The sequence below is a fragment of the Dongia sp. P2_B8 genome, from assembly GCF_056404715.1.
In genome coordinates this window covers 175,000-196,185 of record NZ_JBFUDM010000005.1, presented here as the reverse complement: position 1 = coordinate 196,185, position 21,186 = coordinate 175,000, and the positions used below count along the sequence as shown (strand labels likewise).

At 62.8% G+C, this 21,186-nt stretch carries 19 protein-coding genes and 1 other RNA gene; 16 read left to right on the top strand and 4 right to left on the bottom strand.

Annotated elements, in window-relative coordinates; all coding sequences use genetic code 11:
- Positions 1 to 14: 14 nt before the first annotated feature.
- Together AC1DWZ_RS16145 and AC1DWZ_RS16140 are read right to left on the bottom strand one after the other, a co-directional pair.
- The gene (locus AC1DWZ_RS16145) at positions 15 to 1,223 is read right to left on the bottom strand and encodes a sensor histidine kinase (RefSeq protein WP_477169942.1); all 1,209 of its coding nucleotides are present in this window, start codon (positions 1,221 to 1,223) and stop codon (positions 15 to 17) included.
- Entirely contained in the window at positions 1,220 to 1,786 is a 567-nt protein-coding gene (locus AC1DWZ_RS16140) for a heme NO-binding domain-containing protein (protein WP_477169941.1), read from the bottom strand. Before AC1DWZ_RS16140 ends, AC1DWZ_RS16145 begins: the two co-directional genes overlap by 4 nt.
- Positions 1,787 to 2,221: 435 nt before the next feature.
- Between AC1DWZ_RS16140 and AC1DWZ_RS16135 the strand changes: the two genes are divergently transcribed.
- From AC1DWZ_RS16135 to rnpB, 9 genes are all read left to right on the top strand, one after another.
- Positions 2,222 to 3,478, top strand: a complete 1,257-nt coding sequence (locus AC1DWZ_RS16135) for an ammonium transporter (RefSeq protein WP_477170085.1) — start codon at positions 2,222 to 2,224, stop codon at positions 3,476 to 3,478.
- Positions 3,479 to 3,792: 314 nt separating this feature from the next.
- Positions 3,793 to 4,677 carry a DMT family transporter gene (locus AC1DWZ_RS16130; RefSeq protein ID WP_477169940.1) on the top strand — a complete coding sequence of 295 codons (885 nt, stop codon included), beginning with the start codon at positions 3,793 to 3,795 and terminating at the stop codon, positions 4,675 to 4,677.
- A gap of 24 nt (positions 4,678 to 4,701) precedes the next feature.
- Positions 4,702 to 5,805, top strand: a complete 1,104-nt coding sequence (locus AC1DWZ_RS16125) for a mandelate racemase/muconate lactonizing enzyme family protein (protein WP_477169939.1) — start codon at positions 4,702 to 4,704, stop codon at positions 5,803 to 5,805.
- Positions 5,802 to 6,683, top strand: a complete 882-nt coding sequence (locus tag AC1DWZ_RS16120) for a DMT family transporter (protein ID WP_477169938.1) — start codon at positions 5,802 to 5,804, stop codon at positions 6,681 to 6,683. The genes AC1DWZ_RS16125 and AC1DWZ_RS16120 overlap by 4 nt, the downstream gene beginning before the upstream one ends.
- A 1-nt stretch (position 6,684) precedes the next feature.
- Positions 6,685 to 7,344: an N-acetylmuramoyl-L-alanine amidase gene (locus AC1DWZ_RS16115; protein ID WP_477169937.1), complete on the top strand. Its 660-nt coding sequence runs from the start codon at positions 6,685 to 6,687 to the stop codon at positions 7,342 to 7,344.
- 13 nt (positions 7,345 to 7,357) lie between these two features.
- On the top strand, positions 7,358 to 8,473 hold the full coding sequence (locus AC1DWZ_RS16110; RefSeq protein ID WP_477169936.1) for a DSD1 family PLP-dependent enzyme: 1,116 nt from the start codon (positions 7,358 to 7,360) through the stop codon (positions 8,471 to 8,473).
- Between the two features lie 96 nt (positions 8,474 to 8,569).
- Positions 8,570 to 9,442, top strand: coding sequence for a hypothetical protein (locus AC1DWZ_RS16105; RefSeq protein ID WP_477169935.1), 873 nt, complete (start codon positions 8,570 to 8,572; stop codon positions 9,440 to 9,442).
- 97 nt (positions 9,443 to 9,539) lie between these two features.
- Positions 9,540 to 10,505 (top strand): phosphoribosylaminoimidazolesuccinocarboxamide synthase, encoded by a 966-nt coding sequence (locus AC1DWZ_RS16100; RefSeq protein ID WP_477169934.1) that lies wholly within the window; start codon positions 9,540 to 9,542, stop codon positions 10,503 to 10,505.
- A 56-nt stretch (positions 10,506 to 10,561) separates the two neighbouring features.
- Positions 10,562 to 10,994: RNase P RNA component class A (gene rnpB, locus AC1DWZ_RS16095), an RNA gene on the top strand.
- 24 nt (positions 10,995 to 11,018) lie between these two features.
- Here rnpB and AC1DWZ_RS16090 read toward each other — a convergent pair.
- Together AC1DWZ_RS16090 and AC1DWZ_RS16085 are read right to left on the bottom strand one after the other, a co-directional pair.
- A complete protein-coding gene (locus AC1DWZ_RS16090) occupies positions 11,019 to 11,981 on the bottom strand; it encodes a tetratricopeptide repeat protein (protein WP_477169933.1) in 963 nt (320 codons plus the stop codon).
- Between the two features lie 25 nt (positions 11,982 to 12,006).
- Positions 12,007 to 12,714, bottom strand: a complete 708-nt coding sequence (locus tag AC1DWZ_RS16085; RefSeq protein WP_477169932.1) for a tetratricopeptide repeat protein — start codon at positions 12,712 to 12,714, stop codon at positions 12,007 to 12,009.
- 469 nt (positions 12,715 to 13,183) lie between these two features.
- On the opposite strand from AC1DWZ_RS16085, the gene AC1DWZ_RS16080 reads away from it, so the two are divergent.
- The 7 genes from AC1DWZ_RS16080 to mraY are packed head-to-tail and all read left to right on the top strand — an operon-like array spanning position 13,184 to position 21,182.
- Entirely contained in the window at positions 13,184 to 13,675 is a 492-nt protein-coding gene (locus AC1DWZ_RS16080) for a division/cell wall cluster transcriptional repressor MraZ (protein ID WP_477169931.1), read from the top strand.
- A complete protein-coding gene (rsmH, locus tag AC1DWZ_RS16075) occupies positions 13,672 to 14,634 on the top strand; it encodes a 16S rRNA (cytosine(1402)-N(4))-methyltransferase RsmH (RefSeq protein ID WP_477169930.1) in 963 nt (320 codons plus the stop codon). The genes AC1DWZ_RS16080 and rsmH overlap by 4 nt, the downstream gene beginning before the upstream one ends.
- Complete coding sequence (ftsL, locus tag AC1DWZ_RS16070; protein WP_477169929.1) at positions 14,631 to 15,221, top strand: cell division protein FtsL; 591 nt, start codon at positions 14,631 to 14,633, stop codon at positions 15,219 to 15,221. The genes rsmH and ftsL overlap by 4 nt, the downstream gene beginning before the upstream one ends.
- Entirely contained in the window at positions 15,218 to 17,170 is a 1,953-nt protein-coding gene (locus AC1DWZ_RS16065) for a peptidoglycan D,D-transpeptidase FtsI family protein (RefSeq protein ID WP_477169928.1), read from the top strand. The genes ftsL and AC1DWZ_RS16065 overlap by 4 nt, the downstream gene beginning before the upstream one ends.
- Complete coding sequence (locus AC1DWZ_RS16060) at positions 17,157 to 18,632, top strand: UDP-N-acetylmuramoyl-L-alanyl-D-glutamate--2,6-diaminopimelate ligase (RefSeq protein WP_477169927.1); 1,476 nt, start codon at positions 17,157 to 17,159, stop codon at positions 18,630 to 18,632. Before AC1DWZ_RS16065 ends, AC1DWZ_RS16060 begins: the two co-directional genes overlap by 14 nt.
- Complete coding sequence (locus AC1DWZ_RS16055) at positions 18,629 to 20,062, top strand: UDP-N-acetylmuramoylalanyl-D-glutamyl-2,6-diaminopimelate--D-alanyl-D-alanine ligase (RefSeq protein ID WP_477169926.1); 1,434 nt, start codon at positions 18,629 to 18,631, stop codon at positions 20,060 to 20,062. Before AC1DWZ_RS16060 ends, AC1DWZ_RS16055 begins: the two co-directional genes overlap by 4 nt.
- A 31-nt stretch (positions 20,063 to 20,093) precedes the next feature.
- Positions 20,094 to 21,182, top strand: coding sequence for a phospho-N-acetylmuramoyl-pentapeptide-transferase (mraY, locus tag AC1DWZ_RS16050; protein ID WP_477169925.1), 1,089 nt, complete (start codon positions 20,094 to 20,096; stop codon positions 21,180 to 21,182).
- The last annotated feature ends 4 nt before the right edge of the window (positions 21,183 to 21,186 follow it).

The window sequence follows — 21,186 nt, the reverse complement described above, 5'->3', positions numbered from 1 at the left end:
GCGTTTCTCGCCCCCTAAACCAACCTCTCTCCCGGCAGCAGCACCGTAAACGTTGAGCCTTCATCCAGCGTGGAATCGAGGTCGATCCGGCCGCCGTGCATCTCCACCAGCGTCCGCGTGATAGACAGGCCGAGGCCGGTGCCGCCGAAGGTGCGGGTGGTTGTGGCGCCGGCTTGTTGGAAGGGGCGGAAGAGGCGCGGCAAATCTTCGGTCGGGATGCCGAGGCCTGTATCGGCGAAGCTCAGTGCCAGATGGCCATCTGCCCCGTGCCCATCCGTCTGGCGCCTGAAACGGATGCGCACCTCGCCATCCCATTTGTTGAACTTGACGGCGTTGGAGAGGAGGTTGAGGCAGATCTGCTTCATGGCGCGCGCGTCGGCCCTGATCTTGGCGCCCGGCAGATCGCTGCGGTAATGCAGCGTGATCTCACGTTCCTCGGCGCGCGCCTGGAGGAGGTGGATACATTCGCGCACGATCTCGTCGAGTTCGACGATCTCATCCTCCAAGGTGTGATAACCGGCCTCGATGCGTGCCATGTCGAGGACGTCGTTGATGATGAGCAGCAGGAGATGGCCGCTTTTGTGGATGTCGGCGGCATAGCTCTGGTAATTCTCCGGGATCGGGCCGGCCAACTGGCTCATGATCATCTCGGAAAAGCCCAGGATCGCGTTCAAGGGCGTGCGGAGCTCATGGCTCATATTGGCGAGGAATTCCGATTTCGAATTGGACGCCATCTGTGCCGCATCCCGCGCCTTGGCAAGGTCGGTGGCAAGGCGCTGCGCCTCAGCAAGGGCCGTCTGCTGGGTGCGGATAAGCACGAGATAATCGGTGAGCGTCGAATCCGGCGGAAAGTCGCGCATGGTGAGGCTGAGGCGTTTCAAATCGGCCAGTTCCCGCACGCGCGGATTGCCGACGAAGAGCAGTTCCTGCGTTTCGGCAAAGAACATCATCTGCCCGCGCAACAGCAGGTCCTCGGCGTCGAGCCCGCGCTTGGCGCGCAGCAGGAACATCAGCTTGGGACAATCGGCCAGGGCGTCGAAACTGGGGCGCAGCACCGGGCGTTCAATGAGGAAATGATCGGTGAGGGCACCCCCCGGCTGCAGGTCCGGCATCAGGCGCCTGAGCACCGGCGAGATGCTGAGAAAGGTGAGCGCGCGTCCCAGGCGGAAATGGAATGGGAAGAGGGTTGCCAGCGCCGCCTCACTGAGGGTGAGCGCACTCAATTTGCCGCCTCCGCCCGCGGCTGGAAGGTCACTTCGAAGATGTCATGATCGGCGCCGGCGGCCTTGTCGGCAAGCTGCCGCGCAGCGATCACCAGGTTGAAATGCGCCTCCAACCCCTCGAGGAGGCCGATCACCATGGCAGAGAGCCCCTGGCGCTCGCTGAAATAATGCAAGGTGAGGCGGTCGGCCTTGATGTCGGTGACGCGGAACGAGGGCGGCCGCAACGCGGGGAAGATGAGGCCCACCTGGGCATGCATGTTGTCGAGGTTTTCCAGGAACTCGGTCAGTGAATTGCCGGAGACTTCCAGGAGCTCGCCATAGCCGCGCTTGGCGACGAAGCGTGTCCAGTATTGGCCGAAGGCGCGCAGCAGGTCCGGGCCGGGAACGGATAGGATCTCGCTCGCAGCGCCGATGATCCGATAGGTGATGTCGTCGGGATATTCCTGCATGCCGACGAAATCATCGTCGACGATGTGTGCCTGGTGCCGGATCCGCTCCCACAACGCGGCCCCGAATTCGCCGACGATCAGTTCCTTGGCGGCGATGTTGACCAAGCCATACATGGCACATCCTTTCGGCGGCACGCCGCCCACGACCACAGGGGGAACGCAGGAGTGAGTATTGGGGCAAACTGTAGCCTGCCTTGGCTCCCATGCCAGTAAGACCATTGTCAAAAACGGCACTGCCTATTTTTTGTGCAATATTTTCCTACGTGGCTAAAATCAAGGCAGCCTTGGTGTGAGTGCTGTTAAATTGTTATTACGAATCAATAAATCTGACAATTGGCATGAAGGTTGCTCTCCTGGTGCTGCTTTGCAGCAAGAATAATTCGCGACAATCAGGAGAGGCGCATGCGCACCAATGGGGAAATCGGGGCCTGGGAAATCGGGGCCTGGGACATCGGGGGAGCCGTCGATATTGAACTGCCGGCCCAGCAACAGGGGCGGGCTTTGAATCGGGGCCGCGCCTTAGGGACCGGTCTTGCGGCACTGGTGGCCATGATGATGCCGGGGCTGGCCTTCGCCCAGGACGCCGTGCCGACCATCGACAAGGGCGATACCGCCTGGATGCTGACCTCGTCGGTCCTCGTCCTCATGATGACCGTGCCGGGCCTGGCGCTGTTCTATGGCGGCCTCGTGCGCAAGAACAACGTGCTGACCGTCCTCGCCCAGTCGCTGGCAGCCTGCTGCGTCATCAGCATCGTCTGGCTGGTGGCGGGTTACAGCTTGGCCTTTAGCGGCGGCAACGCCTTCATCGGCGATTTCTCCAAGGCCTTTCTCGCCGGCGTCGCCCCGGACACGCTCGCCGGTACGATCCCGGAGACGGTGTTCTTCTTCTTCCAGATGACCTTCGCCATCATCACCCCGGCGCTGATCACCGGCGCCTTCGCCGACCGCATGAAATTCTCGGCGCTGATCCTGTTCTATATCCTGTGGTCGCTGCTGGTTTACGCGCCGATCTGCCACATGGTCTGGGCCGGCACGGGCTATTTCTTCAACCTCGGCGCTCTCGACTTTGCCGGCGGCACCGTCGTCCACATCGCGTCCGGTGTCTCGGGCCTAGTGGTCGCCCTCATGATCGGCAAGCGTCGTGGCCACGGCAAGGTGCCGTTCACGCCGCATAACCTGGTCTACAGCGTCATCGGCGCGGGTCTGCTGTGGGGTGGCTGGTTCGGCTTCAACGCGGGTTCGGCACTGGCTGCCAACGGCACCGCGGGCATGACCGCGGTTGCCACCCAGATCGCGGCGGCTGCGGCCGGCTGCTCCTGGGTTGCCGCGGAATGGCTGTTCCACAAGAAGGCCTCAGTGCTCGGCATCATCTCCGGCATCGTGGCGGGCCTGGTCGGCATCACCCCGGCGGCTGGCTTCGTGGCCCCGTCCGGCGCGCTCATCATCGGCCTTGCCGCTGGTGTGGTGTGCTTCTTCGCCTCCACCACGCTCAAGAACAAGCTCGGCTATGACGACGCCCTCGATGCCTTTGGCATCCATGGCATCGGCGGTACGCTGGGCGCGCTGCTGACCGGTGTCTTTGCCACCATGACCATCAAGGGCGGCGATGTGCCCGTCGGTGTCATCGACGGCAATAGCGGGCAGATGATCATCCAGATCGAAGCAATCGCGGTGACAGTCATCGTCGCTGCCGTTGGTTCGGCCATCATCTACAAGGTGGTCGACCTTATCATCGGCTGCCGTGTGGCCGAGGATGCGGAGCGCGATGGTCTCGACCTCGCACTGCATGGCGAGGCCGTGCAGTAAGTCTTTATCCCAGAGCGTAAAGACTGCAACGCCGCCGGGGAGGGACGCCCCGGCGGCGTTTTTTCTTTTGCGGTGGGAGTCTTCAGTTGCCACCCCCCTCTCTAGCTCTCCCCCTCAAGGGGGGAGAGAACCTAACGAGGGCCTCGCGAGACCTTGCTTCTCTTCTCCCTCCCCCCTTGAGGGGGAGGGCGGGGAGGGGGGTGCCTCTCCGCCGCACACTCTGGCGACCACCTATGCACCGGGCGCGGGTGGTAAGAGGGCGTCTGTTGGGCTAGAGATGGCAACGCCTTCCCCTCACCCTTCCCGAGTTCCCGATGCCCGCCCGCCATATCGCCCTGCTGGTCTTTTCCCAGATTCTGTGGGGAGCGAATTTCGCTGTCATCAAATGGGGGCTCGGCGATTGGCCGCCTTTGTTCTTTGCAGCCCTCCGCATGATCGCGGTGGCGGCGCTTATCTGTCCCTTCGTCGGCCTGCCCAAGCGCCAGGATCTGAAACCGCTCCTGGCGCTCGGCATCATGCTGGGTGTCATCCATTTCGGCACCATCTTCAACGGCATCGCCCGTGTCGATGCTGCCACCAGTTCGATCCTCATCCAGGTCCAGGTGCCGATAGCCGCCTTGGCAGCCGCTTTTCTCTTTGGTGATAAGATCGGCTGGCGGCGCTGGAGCGGCATGGCGCTGGCATTTGTCGGCATCGCCGTCCTGGTCGGCCGGCCGCAATTTGCCGGCGGTTGGCTCGGCACTGGCCTCATCCTGCTGGCCTCCTTATCCTGGGTCGCCTCCAACCTCCTCATCAAGCGGCTGGCTGAGAACATGGATGGCTGGCGCATCAATGCCTGGGTCGGGTTGGTGGCGGGACCCTTGATGCTGGCTCTCTCTTTTGCCACCGAAGACGGGCAGCTGGCCGCCATCACCGAGGCCGGGCTTGCCGGCTGGGGCGCCATGGCCTATCAGGTTCTGATCGTCACCGCCCTCTGCTACGGGATCTGGTACGCGATGATGAGCCATTATCCGGTCAGTTTCGTCATGCCTTTCACGTTGCTGGAGCCGATCTTCGGCGCCACCACGGCTGTGCTGCTGCTCGGCGAAGGCTGGGATTGGCGCATGGTGGCGGGCGCACTCCTGACCATGTCGGGCCTTGCCATCATCATCATCCGGCGGCCGCAGGTCGTGGCGCAACCGGTCGGGCCCGGTGCATAAAATGCGGGGCTTGAAGGGGAAAGCATGAAGATTACCGGCATCACTGCTTACGCGCAGCACCAGCCGTTCCGGGACGGCACCTACACCTGCTCCGGCGGGCGTTCGGCCGAAGGGTTCGATTCCACGATTGTTGCCATCAGGACCGATCGCGGCCCCGTGGGCTGGGGCGAGATGGCACCGCTCGGTGCCTTTTACGCACCGGCCTTCGCCGGTGGCGCTCGCGCCGGGATCGCGGAACTTGCGCCCTATCTCATCGGCCAGGATCCGCGGCAGCTGCGCGCGGTCGAGAAGCTGATGGATCATCGCATGGCCGGGCACCCTTATGTGAAAGCGGCGCTCGACATGGCCTGCTGGGACCTTGCCGCCAAGGTCGCCGATCAGCCTTTGGCCGAATTCCTGGGTGGCCGTTTCGGACCAAGTGTCGATCTCTATCGCTCCATCTCGCAGGAAGCACCGGATCACATGGTCACCCGCGCCAAGAAATATGTGGCCGAGGGCTATCGCCGCCTGCAGGTGAAGGTGGGGCTCGATCCGCGCGAGGATGTCGAGCGGTTGCTCGCTGTCCGCGCGGCCATCGGGTCCGATATCGTTCTCTTTGCCGACGCCAACGGCAGCTGGACGACGGCCGAAGCACGGCAATTCCTGCTGGCCGTGCGCGACGTCGATTTTACGCTGGAGCAGCCTTGTGCCTCCTATGAGGATTGCATTGCACTCCGCGGGGTTTGCGCTCAGCCGATGGTGCTCGATGAAAACATCGACAGCCTCGATGCATTGCTGCGGGCAAAGCGCGACGGTATCGACGGGGTCACCATCAAGATTGCCCGGGTGGGTGGCATCGGCCGGGCGCGGCTCCTGCGTGACATCGCCGTCGACCTCAATCTCAAGGTGACGGTGGAGGATACCGGCGGCAGCGACATCGATACCGCCGCCATGGCGCATCTCTCCCTCTCGACCCCGGCCAGCCACCGCCTCCATACGGTCGATTTCAACAATTGGGTGACGGTGGGCAATGCCCGAGGCATGCCGCGTTGCGAAAATGGCGTCATGCGCGCACCGAACGGGCCAGGCCTCGGTCTTGAGGTCGATGTGGCCCTCTTTGGGAACCCCTTCTTCGAGATCGCCGCGTGAAGCCACTGCACCTCTCCCTGATGCTGTTCTGCCAGCTCATCTGGGGCGTCAATTTCGTGGCTGCCAAGATAGGCTTGCAGCATTTCCAGCCGCTCTTCTTCGTCGCCCTTCGTTTCAGCCTGGTGGCATTACTGTTGTTGCCTTTTGTCCGGCTGCCGCGCCGCAAACTGCTGCAACTCATTCCGCTGTCCATGACCATGGGCGTCATGCATTTCGGCCTGATCTTCACCGGCATGCGCTATCTCGACGCTGCCACCAGCTCGATTGCGGTGCAGCTGCAGGTACCGTTTGCCGCCATTCTCGCTGCGATCTTCTTCAAGGAAACCCTGGGTTGGCGGCGCTTGACCGGCATGGTGGTGGCCTTTGCCGGTGTCGTGCTGATCGCAGGCGAACCGCGCTTTGCCGACAACATCTGGCCGCTGCTTTCGGTCATCGGCGCGGCTTTGGTCTGGGCAACCGCCAATGTCCAGGTAAAGGCGCTGGGTGACGAGTTCGATGCCCTTCATCTCAACGGCTACATCGCTATCCTCGCAGCACCGCAATTGCTGGTCGTGTCCTATCTCATTGAAGGCAATCAATGGCCAACCGTGTTCGAGGTGGGGGTGATGGGTTGGGGCGCTCTGCTTTTCCAATCGGTGATCGTCGCTATCGGCAGCTATCTCATCTGGTACAATATGATGCGGCGCTATCCGGTCAATCAGGTGATGCCGTTTACGCTGCTGCTGCCGATGATCGGCGTGCTGTCGGGTCATTTTATTCTCGGTGAGATCATCACCTGGCAGATGCTGCTGGGTGGCCTTGCCACCCTGGCCGGCGTCGCCATCGTCGTCATCCGGCGCCCAGCCGTGGTGGCGCCCTCGACCAAGACCGGTATCTGACATGATCGATGCCCCGTCGCCCAACCATGACAGCCGCGACGGGCATGCCGTCGATATCCTGCTGCTGCATTACACCGGCATGCAGAGCGGCGAGGCGGCCATCGCGCGGTTGCGCGATCCGGCAGCCAAGGTCAGTGCCCATTATGTGGTGGAGGAAGACGGGCGTGTCTTCCGTCTGGTGCCGGAGGACCGCCGCGCGTGGCATGCCGGCGCTTCATCCTGGATGGGTGAGAGCAATATCAACCAACGCTCGGTCGGCATCGAGATCGTCAATCCGGGCCATGAATTCGGTTACCGTGCCTTTCCGGTGGCACAGATGTCGGCCGTGCGCGATCTCTCGCTCGGCATCATCGCGCGCCATGCCATTCCAGCCGTGCGTGTGATCGGGCACAGCGATGTGGCGCCGGCGCGCAAGGAAGATCCCGGCGAACTCTTCGACTGGCAGGGACTGGCTGCAGCCGGTGTCGGTGTCTGGCCCGCGCCAAAGCATGTGCAATGGTCGGATGACGAGTTCTTCGCAGGCCTGCAGCGCTATGGCTATGGCACGGCCGATCGTGCCGCCGCGACGCGGGCCTTCTGCCGCCACTTCCGGCAACGGCATTTGACCGATAGGCCGGATGCGGATTTGGCGGCGATCCTCAACGGTCTCCTCACAGCATGAAGACAGGCGTGCCATGGCGGTGAAGCGGCCTGATCTTGTTCCCGGCGATCCGGTCTCGGCCATCGAAACGCCGGCGCTCATCGTCGATCTCGATGCTTTTGAGGCCAATTTGCAGCGCATGGCGGAGTTTGCCAAAGCGCGCGGGATCCGGCTGCGGCCCCATGGCAAGACCCACAAATGTGCCGCTATCGGCGTACTGCAGATGCGGCTGGGGGCCGTGGGTCTCTGTTGCCAGAAGGTGAGCGAGGCCGAAGCGCTGGTGGCGGGCGGTGTCGGCAATGTGCTGGTGACGAATGAGGTTCTTGGTCGTGCCAAGCTCGCGCGTCTTGCGGCACTCGCCGAGAGGGCGGAGATCGGCATCTGTGTCGACAGCGACCTTGGCCTTGACCGGTTGATCGAGGCCGCGCAGGCGGCAGCGCGGCCGATCGATGTCTATGTCGAGCTGGACGTCGGCGCCGGTCGCTGCGGCGTGGTCGAGATCCCCGATGCGGTGGCGCTGGTGGCGCGGATTGTCGCTACTGGAAATCTGCGCTTTGCGGGCATCCATGCCTATCACGGCAGGGCACAGCATCTGCGCACACCGGCCGAACGCAAAGCCGCGATCGATGTCGCCGCCGGGCGCGCAGCGGAACTGAAAGCTGCCTTGGAAAGACACGGCGTCGCGGTGCCGGTGGTGACTGGCGCCGGGACCGGGACCTTTTCAATCGAGGCTGCAAGCGGCGTCTATACTGAAATCCAGCCGGGCTCCTACATCTTCATGGACCGCGATTACGGCGAGAACATGCCCGATCCGGTGAGTCCAGATTTTGCCAACAGTCTCTTCGTGCTGACCTCGGTCATGAGCAGGCGGCCTGATTTTGCCGTGGTTGATGCCGGGTTGAAGGCACACTCGATCGATTCCGGCTACCCGACCGTGGCTGGCCGCCCGGACCTTGCGTTCGATTCACCTTCGGATGAGCACGGGATCATCCGGGGCGCCCGCGACGCGCTGCCGGCGCTTGACGAAAAGCTGCGCCTCATTCCCGGCCATTGCGACCCGACGGTCAATCTCTACGATTGGCTCATCGCCGTGCGCGGTGACAAGGTCGCCGATATCTGGTCCATCGACGCGCGCGGTGCACTGGTCTAGCTGTCTCATATGTGACGGGCGTCACTGCAGCTTTGCAGCCGGTTTGGCACAGTTGGACCTTGGTCGATATTGCGCCACTGAAACAGGGGACACCTGATGCGCTATAAACTCGCCATGACTCTTGCTGTTCTCAGCCTGCCATTCAGCACCAATCTCGCCGTGGCCAAGGGGCCGGCACCGGAAGGTGCGACGACGACGGTCAATATCAGCATGACGGTGAAGGAGCGGACGAAGTCCGACTGGGCCAGTTCCGCCATCGAGCGTGTCTTGAATGCTCAGTGCGTGATGGTGGCGGGACCGGCAACCTCGGTCGCGTCGACGGGACCGACTGCTGAACAAGAAGCAGCAATGGCTGAGCAGCAAGCCAAAGCCCAGGCATTCCAGCAGAACTACGCGCCGAGTGACAACATGATGGCGCAGATGCAGGCTTTGGCCGAAAAGTGTGGCGAGGACGAGGCCTGCATGATGGCAGGCGTGCAAGAGCTATCGAAGACGCCCGAGATCCAGGGCATGGTGGCCAAAAAGGACCAGGCCATCGCCGATGCGAATGCTCTCAAATCCGATCTGGGGCCAGCGCGCTACCAGCTCTGGCACCCGCAAAGCTGCAGCGGCACTCTTTCTGCCAACGACACCTATGTCACCAGCGATCCGGGCGGCGAGGGTGGCTACGGCGCCTTTACCGACACCACCACGATCAACGGCAAGGCGCCGGTCGACCCTGCCACCGTGAAGCTCATCGTCGAGACCGATTCGGTCGGCAACACCACCAGCTATCGGCTGGGGGCGCCTGTGCAGGTGGTCCTGCCCAGCGTCAGCTCCATGAAGGGCGCTGGCCAGGCGAAGGTGTCCTTGATGGGCAGCACCAAATTGCCGGACACGATCGGGCCCCTGAAAGGGGTTTTCGGCAAGCAATCGACCAAAATCGCAGGGTCGGACGGCAATATCAGCCTGACTTTCCGGGCCAAATAGCCGGCGCTGATCCGGCAATTGCATTTTGCCGCCAAGCCGCGCACAAAGTGGGGCATTCCCGACCCAGACCCCACCGACGACAGGCCCCACGGACGACATGACCCAAATCACTCTCGACCCGGCGCAAATCCTGGCCGATGCGACCATCCCCGAACTCCCCAACCATTATCGCGGCAAGGTGCGGGACAATTACGATCTGCCCGATGGGCGCCGGGTCATCATCGCCAGCGACCGGCTCTCCGCCTTTGACCGAATCCTCGCCTCCATCCCGCACAAGGGCCAGGTGCTGACGCAGACCGCACGCTATTGGTTCGAGGCGACCAAGGATATCTGCCCCAACCATGTGGTCGAGTATCCTGATCCCAATGTCGTCATTGGCCGCAGGCTCGACATCCTGCCGGTCGAGATCGTGGTGCGCGCTTATCTCGCCGGCACCACGGGCACCTCGATCCTGACGCTCTACAAGAAGGGCCAGCGCGAGATGTACGGCATCCGCCTGCCCGACGGCATGCGCGACAATGAGAAGCTGCCGCAGCCCATCATCACGCCGACGTCGAAGGCCTTCGATGGCGGCCATGACGAGCCGCTGACGCCGGCGATGATCGTGGCGCAAAAATTGGTCACTGCCGATCAATGGCAGATTCTGTCGCGCTATGCCTTGGCATTGTTCGCGCGCGGGCAGGAGCTCGCCGCCAAGCGTGGCCTCATCCTGGTCGATACCAAATATGAGTTCGGTGTCGACAAGGCCGGCACCATCATCCTCGCTGACGAGATCCACACGCCCGACAGCAGCCGCTATTGGCTGGCGAACACCTATCAGGATCGTTTCGAAAAGGGTGAGCGGCCGGAGAGCTTCGACAAGGATTTCGTGCGCAGCTGGGTCGCCGCACGCTGCGATCCCTACAAGGACCGGATCCCCGAGATTCCAGCCGATCTCATCCGGGAAACCGCCGCCGTCTATATCCGCGCCTTCGAGACGATCACGGGCGAGACCTTCCGGATTCCGTCGGCGGATGAGCCCGTCCTAGACCGCGTCCGGCGAAATCTGCGGCCGTATTTCTAGGTCGTCATCCCCGAGGCTTGACTCCTCGCAGGTGAAGCCCTACCTCCTGCCCCCAGCCAGATGGCCGGATGACCGCTCTTGCTCCAGCGATGGGGTAGGGGAGGAAAGTCCGGGCTCCACGGAAAAACGGTGCCGGATAACGTCCGGCGGGTGTCAAGCCTAGGGACAGTGCCACAGAGAGCAGACCGCCGCTCTTTCGAGAGCGGTAAGGGTGAAACGGTGCGGTAAGAGCGCACCGCGCGACCGGCAACGGAAGCGGCATGGCAAACCCCACCGGGAGCAAGACCAGATAGGAGGACGCGTCCAGGGCAACTTGGGCAGGCGCTTTCCGCGTCGATCCTCGGGTAGGTCGCGTGAGGCGTTCGGTAACGAACGTCCCAGATGAATGGTCATCCATGGGCCGGACGCGCGTGAGTGATGGTGGTTCGCCACTATATCGTGCGCGGCAGCGGCCCAAGACAGAACCCGGCTTACAGGCCGTCTGGCGCTTTTCTTCTTTCAAGTTCTGCGTTGCTAGCGTGGCTCGGCGCCTGCCGAAATCCCCTCGTGCAGCATCTGCGCATCGGAATCACCGAGCTCGATGGCCCGCTGCAGGTACTTGAGCGCCAGATCGACGTCCTTTTCACCGCCATGCCCGCGCGCTGCCATGACGCCAAGCAGGCTGGCCGCCTTGGCAAAGCCGCCGTCGGCAGCGATTTGGAGCCAGCGCTTTGCGACCACAGGGTCAGCTTTGACACCCTTGCCTGCATAATAAGCGACACCGATATTGAAGATCGCGTCCGTCACATTGAACTCCGCGGCGCGATGAAAACAGCGCAATGCCTTTTCATAATCCACCGGCATATCCAGACCGTCGTTGAGGCGAGACCCGAGCGCAAAAGCTTCTTCGCCGCCGAGGGTTTCAAGATCGCGCAGCACAAATTCCGATGCCATGCCCGGTTCGCCGTTCTGGCTATTGATGTCCGCCTGCTGCCATTGGAAGGCACGGTGGCGACCTTCGCCAACGACATCCCAACCCACGGTATTGATCACATCGTCGGTGAGATCTCTTGCTTCCCAATCGTCTTCAACCTCCGGATCGCGCATGCAAAGGTCGAGCCATTTGATCCCCTCGATCTGGTCGATGGCATGTCCGCCCAGACCCTTGAGCAGGATCTTTCCAATGCGGCATTGTGCCTCGCCATCGCCGCGTTCGGCGAGCGGTGCCAGCAGCTCATATGCCTGGTCATAGTCTTCGAGACGATAGAGCTCATAACCATCTGGTATCTGCGTCGCGGCCGGCGAGATAAGTGCCGACTCTACCTCATGAAGGCTGACGACACTGTCACGGTTCATGAACCAGGCCACAACGACAATGGCGCCGATGACGAGTGCGGCTTTGACCCATGTGTCGATTTTGACCGGCGGAGCCGGTGGTCGATGCCAAGCGGCGCGAGCACGGTTCCGACGCTCCAGTTTGCGGCGCCATTCGTCCATACCTCTCTCCTGCCTGCTTGTTTGACTAGTAGATTCTGACGCCGTCGTTGATCGCGCGGATCAACGTTGCCGCATCCGGCTGGCCGGCCCGCTCAGCCTGCTGAAGAAAATAGAGCGCCGCGGATGTATCGCGCGCGACTCCATGGCCACGCGCCGCCATCACGCCGAGAAAAAGTATTGCCTCGCGATGGCCGCTCTTGGCTGCGAGCTTCAACCAGTCGGCTGCTTGTACGGGATCGGCTTTGATCCCTTTGCCTTGGTAATAGGCATATCCGATGCGATAGGTGCACTCGATGCAGCCATCGCGTTCCGCGCCGAAACGGAAAAAGCGAACAGCCTTCTCGTAATCGGCAGGAAGACCATTTCCATCGTTCAGCCGAATGCCAACGGCAAGACCTGTCCCCGTTGGGGCGTCATCCGCGATGGACGACAAGATCTCGTCGGGCGCTTCCGCTGGCCAGCCGGCTTGGGCGTTGTAGTGTTCCTGTTGCCAGCGGAATGCGCGCCGCTTCCCCTCGCCGACAATGTCCCAGCCATATTTGTCGATCATTGCCTGCAGGGTAACGGCGGCAGCCTGATGGTATTTACGCGTGGCAAGGTCGATCCATTTGGCGGCTTCGATGAGATCGGCGGGGCCACCACCCAATCCCTCGCCCAGGATCTGTGCCACGCGATACTGAGCCGCCGCATCCCATTTGTTGGCCAGCGGGAGCTGATGCTGCAGTTCCGACACGCATTCGGAACTGTCTGATCTATCTATTATTCGCAATAAGGGTACTCGAAAGTAAACCTCGTCCATCCCAACCTCCGCTGGTCGACCCGGCGACAAAGGGCCGCTTGCCTGAATCCCGTCACCGACTTATCACCCGACTGTCGCGGACGGGATTACAGAACAAAAGAGAACAATTTACAAACAAAAAGAGTTTCTGAGTGAAGATGCTGATAAGACTCGTTAACTTTGCTTATCAGGGGTACCTGCCAAGCCCTTGTTAATATTCATATCGGGATTTCCGTAAAACGACCGAAAACGGAAAAATCCAATATTTTCCATGGCTTTACAGCTCGTTCCCATTGACGCCCATACCATCCCATGATATCCCATTAGCACTAGGTGATTTCCCAGAACCGCACGGCAAAGTGGTTCGGGTGGATGGGAATTGAGTGGCGGGCCGGCCACGTGCGCGAAGGGTGTCTCTCGTCCGATGGCATTGTTCATCGACACATTCGTCAACCGGATCGACAAGAAGGGGCGCGTTTCCGTCCCGGCGACGTTCCGTGCTGCCCTGGCGACAACCCACGCATTGGGCCAGAACTTCAGCGGCATCGTGGCGCTCCCGGCGTTTCGCTACGACGCCTTGCAGTGCGCGGGCATCGACTGGCTGCAGACTCTGGTCGACCAGATGGGCAAGGTCGATCTCTTCTCCGATGTGCATGACGATCTCAGCACGACTCTGTTCTCCGACACCAAGCAGCTCGCCTTCGACGGCGAAGGCCGCATCGTGTTGCCGGAAATGCTGCTCGATCACGCCAAGCTGAAGGATGAAGCGGCTTTCGTCGGTCGCGGCGAGATCTTCGAGATCTGGCATCCCAAGACATTCGCCGACCACCGCGCCGAAGCGCGTCGCCGTGCGCTTGAGAAGGGCATGACCCTCCGTAATGCCGGCGGTGACAAGAATGGCGGCGGTGCGCAATGAGCGACGTGCGTCATCAACCGGTGCTGCTGGCCGAAGTGGTCGCGGCCCTGGGCGCAGGTAATTTGGGTCCGCAGGACGGCGCCATCTATGTCGATGGCACGTTTGGTGCCGGTGGCTATTCCCGCGCCATCCTGGAAGCGGCCAATTGCACGGTCTTTGCGATCGATCGCGACCCTGACGCCGTTGCCGGCGCCGATGCCCTGCTGCGCCAGTTTCCGGGCCGCCTGCACGTGATCCAGGGCCGCTTCGGCGACATGGTCGAATTGCTGGCGGAGCGTGGTATCACGGCCGTTGCCGGTGTCACCCTCGATCTCGGCGTGTCGTCCATGCAGCTCGATGAAGCCGAGCGCGGCTTTTCCTTCCGCTTCGACGGCCCCCTCGACATGCGCATGGAGCAGGCCGGCGAAAGTGCTGCCGACATTGTCAACCAGATGGCCGAACGGCCGCTTGCTGATCTCATCTTCACCTTCGGTGAAGAAAAAAAGGCACGCCGCGTGGCGAAGGCGATCGTGGCGGCGCGCGCGCTGGCGCCCATCACCACGACCGCGCGTCTTGCCGAAATCGTGCGCCGGGCAGTCGGCCCCAGCGGCGGCCCGGATCGCATCGACCCGGCCACCCGCACCTTCCAGGCGCTGCGCATCGCGGTCAATGATGAGCTGGGCGAGATCGACCGCGGCCTTGAAGCCGCCGCGCAATTGCTGGCGCCTGGCGGCCGCATGGCGATCGTGTCGTTCCATTCGCTGGAAGACCGCCGCGTGAAGCATTTCATGCGCGAGCATGCCGGCCGCAACCCCAAGGGCTCGCGCCATCTGCCGGAAGTGTCCGAGACGGTGGCGACGCTGCATCTCATCGCATCGCAGGGCGTCACCGCCTCGGATGCCGAAATCGCTGCCAACCCTCGCGCCCGTTCCGCGCGGCTGCGCGTCGCCGAGCGCCTCATGAACGAGGTGGCTGCATGATCCGTATCGGCACCATCGTCTGGTTCGTCATCCTCGCCATGCTCGGCATCGGCCTGTTCCAGGTCAAATACGCCGTGCAGTCGAAGGAGCGTGAGCTGCGCATGGTCAACCGCCAGATCACGGCCGACCGCGAAGCAATGCGCGTGCTGGATGCGGAGTGGAGCTATCTCAACGATCCGGTGCGTCTGGCGGACCTCACCCGCCGGCACACCGATCTTGCACCAGTGATGGCTGGCCAGATCGCGACCTTCGATAGCCTGGCGCCGCGCCTGGCTGCACCGGCACCGGCGGAAGCAGCCCCGGGCCTGCCGCCGATGGCCGCCGCCCCTGATTCCGAGACCGCACCGGTTGCTATCCCAGCATCGGCCCCAGCCTTGACTGTTGTCGCGGCACCCGCGGAAGCAGCACCGGCCAACGATCCCGTCTTCCAGACGTCCGCCGGCAAGGAAACGCCGGCCGCGCCTGCGGACGATGACGCGACGATCCGCGCGATCCTCGCGGACATGCAGTCCAACCAGGGTGGCGACGCAGAGCCGGCGCCTGCCACGGTCAAGAATGCACCGGCCAATGAAGCAGGTGTCGAATGATCCGCCGCCTGCGCCCCACTGCCACCGGACAACCCAGCTATAAGGCGCAGCGCGCCCAGCCGGTCATCAACCCGATTGCCCTGCAGCCGGAACCCGATGGCGTGCAACGCCGTGCGCTGGAAGTCAGCCATAGCCGCTTGATGCTGGGTCTGGGGCTCTTCACGGTGGCCTTCGTCGTCATCGCGGCGCGCCTTGCCATGGTGACCTTGCTGCCGGGCGAACATGACGCGATCCGCGTGGCGGCCGCCCCCACGGCCGACCGGGCCGACATTCTCGACCGCAATGGCGTGGTGCTGGCAACGTCACTCACCACAGCCTCGCTTTATGCCAATCCGCATCAGATCCGCGATGCCGATGCGACGGCTGCACAGTTGACGGCGGCATTGCCCGACATGCAACTCGCCTCCACGGCGGCGAAGCTTTCCGCCGACAAAAGCTTCATCTGGCTGAAGCGCAACCTGACGCCCAAGCAGCAGCAGGCTGTGAATCGCCTCGGCATTCCCGGCCTCTATTTCCAATACGAGACCAAGCGCGTCTATCCGCAGGGCAATCTCACCGCCCATGTGGTCGGCTTCTCCGACGTTGACTCACGTGGCCTTGCTGGCGTCGAGCGCTCGTTTGACGATGTGCTGGCCGGCGGTCAGCGGCCGCTGCAGCTCTCGATCGATGTGCGCATCCAGCACATCCTGCACGAGGAGATTTCCCGTGCCATCACCGACTTCACCGCCACCGGTGGCGCCGGCATGGTGATGGATATCCAGACCGGTGAATTGCTGGCCATGGTCTCGCTGCCCGATTTCGATCCGGCGCAGCCGGGGGCCGCCACCGATGATGCGCGCTTCAACCGCGCGACGCTTGGCACCTATGAAATGGGCTCGACCTTCAAGCTCTTCAACACGGCGATCGGTCTCGACAGCGGGACGGTGACCTTGGCCGGCGGTTATGACGCGACCCACGCCATCAAGATCGGCCGCTTCTCGATTGACGATTTCCACGGCAAGCATCGCTGGCTGAGCATTCCGGAAATCTTCACCTATTCCTCCAATATCGGGTCGGCGAAGCTTGCCGATGCGTTTGGTGCCGAGGTGCAGAAGACCTATCTGCAGCGTTTCGGCATGCTGGCCAAATCGCCGGTCGAACTTGCCGAAGTGGGCGACCCGCAATATCCGAAGAACTGGCGCCGTGTGAACACCATGACCATTTCCTATGGCCATGGCATTTCGGTGGCCCCCATCCAGGTACTGCCCGCGGTGGGTGCGGTTGCCAATGGCGGCATCCTGCGCCAGCCGACGCTGCTCAAGCGCGCCGACCATGAAGTTGAAACCGGCACACGGGTGATTTCCGAACAGACCTCGGCCGAGATGCGCCAGTTGATGCGCCTCGTCGTCCAGGTCGGTACCGGCAAGAAGGCGAACGCACCGGGCTACCTGGTCGGTGGCAAGACCGGTACCGCCGACAAGCAGGTCGGCAAGGGCTATAGCGACAATGCCCGCATGGCGGTGTTCGTGGCCGCTTTCCCGATGAGCGCGCCACGTTACGCGGTGGTGGTTCTGGTCGACGAGCCCAAGCCCAATGCCCATTCTTACGGCTATGCCACGGCGGGCTGGGTGGCGGCACCTGTCGTCGGTGCATTGGTGCAGCGCATGGCGCCGTTGATGGGCCTTTCACCCATTCCGGATGATTCCCCGCTGGCGCAGAACCCGCTGGTTGCGATGGTCGCCGATTACGATTCCGCCGCCTCAAAAAAGGCCAATTCAAAAGTCATTCCAGCCACATTGCCGGTATCTGATTCCGATTCGGATGACGAGCCGGTGATGAAGGCAAAGCCGTTCGGCGCGACACCGGTTTCCGCGACGACACGTGACGTGACGGCAGCGCCACAGAACGGTGTTTCGCCGGATGCCAATCCTGCGACAGAAGGTGAAGGAATCCCCCTTGCGGTTGAATGAGCTCATTGGTGGTCATGCCCGCGTCATGCGGCCGGGGATCGGGATCGACGCGACCGTCGTTTCCGGCCTGGCGCTGGATTCGCGCGCCGTCACCCAGGGCAATCTGTTCGCCGCCTTGCCGGGTGCCAAGCTCGATGGCCTGAGCTTCGTGCCGGCAGCAATTGCGGCCGGCGCCGGCGCCATCCTCGTTGGGCCGGGGCAGAATCCCCTTGTGCCGCCGCATGTCGCCGTGATCGAGGCCGACCAGCCACGCCAGGCTCTGGCCAAGATTGCTGCGCGCTTTTATGGGCGCCAGCCCAAGATCATCGCCGCCGTCACCGGTACCAGCGGCAAGACCTCGACAACAGTGTTCGCGCGCCAGCTCTGGTCGCTGCTCGGGCACCGCGCGGCGAGCTTGGGCACCATCGGCCTCATCGGCCCGGGCATCGAATATGGCGAGAGCCTCACCACGCCGGACCCGGTCAAGCTCCACCAATTGCTGGCGGAACTGGCTGACAAGGATATCGACCATCTGGCGATGGAGGCATCGAGCCATGGCCTCGATCAGTTCCGCCTGGATGGCGTCCAGGTGTCGGCTGCGGCCTTCACCAATCTGACCCGCGATCATCTCGACTATCACGTGACGATGGAGGCCTATCTCCAGGCCAAGCTGCGGCTGTTCGGCGAATTGCTGCCGGCCGGTGGCGCTGCCATCATCAATGCCGACATCGACGCGGCCGACCAGATCATCGCCTTGGCCAAGGCGCGCCATCACCGGATCATCACCTTCGGCCGCAAGAAGGGCGATCTGCGCCTGGTGGGTCAGCAGCCGCTGGCGACCGGCCAGCAATTGGCGCTGGAGGTCTTCGGCAAGCGGTATGACGTGACCTTCTCGGTCGCGGGCCTGTTCCAGGCGGAAAATCTTCTCGCGGCGCTCGGCCTCGTTATCGGCGAAGGCGAAGAGCCCCCCATGGCGGTCGCCATGATCGACCGCCTGACCGGCGTTCATGGCCGTATCGAACGCGTGGCGACGACACCGTCGGGTGCCGCTGTCTATGTCGACTATGCTCACAAGCCGGCGGGACTGGATGCCGTTCTTTCCACTTTGCGGCCGCATGTCACCGGCCGCCTCGTGGTCGTGTTCGGCTGCGGTGGCGACCGCGACAAGGGCAAGCGTCCGGAAATGGGGGCACTTGCCGTGCGTCTGGCCGACCGCGTTGTCGTGACCGACGACAATCCCCGCAGCGAAGATCCGGCCACCATTCGCGCCGAGATCCTGGCAGCGGCCCCCGGTGCCGTCGAAATCGGCGACCGTGCCGCAGCCATCCGCGCCGCCATGCAGGATCTGAAGGCTGGCGACCTGTTGGTCATCGCCGGCAAGGGGCATGAGACCTATCAGATCGTCGGCGACAAGAAGTTCGATTTCGACGACAGCGAAGTGGCACGCAATTGCGCGGCGGAACTCAGCCGGGGTGCCGCATGAATCAGCCGCTCTGGACATCGACCGAAATCGCCGCCGCCGTTTACGGTTCGGCCCATGCCGATTTTGTCGCGACCGGCGTCTCGATCGACAGCCGGAAGGTGGGGAAGGGCGATCTGTTCATCGCACTCCAGGGCCCCCATTTTGACGGCCATGATTATATCAAGGGCGCGCTGGCCGCGGGCGCCGCTGGCATCATCGCGCATCGCATGCCGGCCGGCATCTCTGCCAACGCGCCGATCATCCTCGTTGGGGATACACTGCTGGCTTTGGGCGCCCTGGGAACTGCTGCACGCAACCGCTCGACGGCGAAGTTCATTGCCGTCACCGGCAGTGTCGGCAAGACCAGCACCAAGGAAGCGCTGAAGACCGTCTTGTCGGCGCAGGCGCGGACCTTCGCCTCGGAAGGCAATCTCAACAATCATTGGGGTGCACCGCTGTCGCTGGCGCGTATGCCGCGCGACACGGAAATCGGCATCTTCGAGCTCGGCATGAACCATGCCGACGAGATCCGCCCGCTGGCCAAGATGGTCCGGCCGCATGCCGCCATCATTACCATCGTCGAGGCCGTCCATATCGAGTTCTTCAAATCAGTGGCCGAGATCGCCGATGCCAAGGCCGAAATTCTGGAAGGCCTCGAAGCCGGCGGCACTGCGATCCTGCCGCGCGACAACGAGCATTTCGCCCGCATGGCGGCGCGCGCCAGGGATCTGGGTGTACCCCATGTGATCGGTTTCGGTGCTGATGCGGCGAGCGACGTGCGGCTGCTCACCTGCGAGACCGGCCTGGACGGCAATCATGTCGCCGCCGACGTGTTCGGCAAACAGATCGACTTTACGACCGGCCTTGCCGGCCGCCACCAGGCGATCAATGCGCTGGCGGTCTTGGCTGCTGTCAAAGCCATCGGTGCTGACGTTGGTCGTGCGGCACGGGACCTTGGCCAGGCCAAGGCACTGAAAGGCCGCGGCTACCGTGAGGAGATCCAGCTGGCGGACGGTGCCATCACCCTCATCGACGAATCCTACAATGCCAGCCCCGCGGCCATGCGCGCGGCCTTCACGGTCCTTGCCGGGCTGCCGGTCGCAGCGGGTGGACGTCGCATCGTCGTCCTTGGCGACATGCGCGAACTGGGCAGCGAAGGTCCAGCACTTCATCGCGGCCTCAAGGACGATCTCATGGGTGCCGGCATCGACCGCGCCTTCATGGTCGGCCCCTTGATGGCCGACCTTTATGACCTGCTGCCGGCAGAGATGCGCGCCGGTCATACGCCTGATTCCGTTGCCATGGTGGCGCCGCTGACTGCCGCCGTTAAGGCCGGCGACATCGTGCTGGTGAAAGGTTCGCTGGGGACGCGCATGGCGCCGATCGTCGAGGCGCTGCGCGGCATGGACATTCACGCAACAACGCGGCCGAAAGCCGCAAATGGTCACTGAAGGGACCTCGCAGGGGAAGTGAAGGGGAGGCATGCTCTATAATCTGCTCGCACCGTTGGCCGAAGATCTCAGGATCTTCAATCTGTTCCGTTACCTCACCTTCCGGAGCGGCGGTTCGATCCTGTTTGCCTTTTTCCTGACCCTGGTGATCGGCCCCGGCATGATCCGCTGGCTGAAGAAGCTGCAGCGCGAAGGCCAGCCGATCCGCAGCGATGGACCCGAGAGCCATCTGCTGACCAAGAAGGGGACACCCACCATGGGTGGCCTGATGTTCCTGCTCTCGGCCAGCATCACGACCCTGCTCTGGGCCGACCTTGCCAACATCTATGTCTGGGTCGTTCTGTTCGTCACCATCGGTTATGGCAGCATCGGCTTTGCCGACGATTTCCTGAAATTGACCAAGCGCAACACCAAGGGCCTCAACGGCCGCTTCAAGCTGGTCGCCCAGGGTCTCATTGGCCTCGTCGCCACGGCGATCATCGTTGCCCACCAGCCGCCGGCCATCGCCACCAGCGTGGCCTTGCCCTTCTTCAAGGACGTGCTCATCCCCTTGGGCGTCGGGTTCCTGCCGTTCGGTGCCTTGGTGATGATGGGTGCCTCCAACGCCGTCAATCTCACCGACGGGCTCGATGGTCTTGCGACCGTGCCGGTGATGATCGCCGCCGCCTGCTTTGCGCTCATCGCCTATCTGGTCGGCAATCTCGTGTTTGCAGATTACCTGCAGCTCCATTTCGTGCCGGGCTCTGGCGAGCTCGCCGTCTTCTGTGGCGCGCTCTGCGGTGCCGGTCTCGGCTTCCTCTGGTTCAACGCGCCGCCGGCCATGGTGTTCATGGGCGATACCGGCAGCTTGAGCATGGGTGGCGCCCTGGGTGCCATCAGCGTCATCACCAAGCATGAACTGGTGCTGGCCATCATCGGCGGTCTCTTCGTGCTGGAAACCGTCTCGGTCATCGTGCAGGTGATGAGCTTCAAATTGACCGGCAAGCGCGTCTTCCGCATGGCGCCGCTGCATCATCACTATGAAAAGAAGGGCCTCGCCGAACCCACCATCGTCATCCGTTTCTGGATCGTGGCAGCCGTCCTCGCGTTGGTCGGCCTTGCCACGTTGAAGTTGAGGTAGGCAC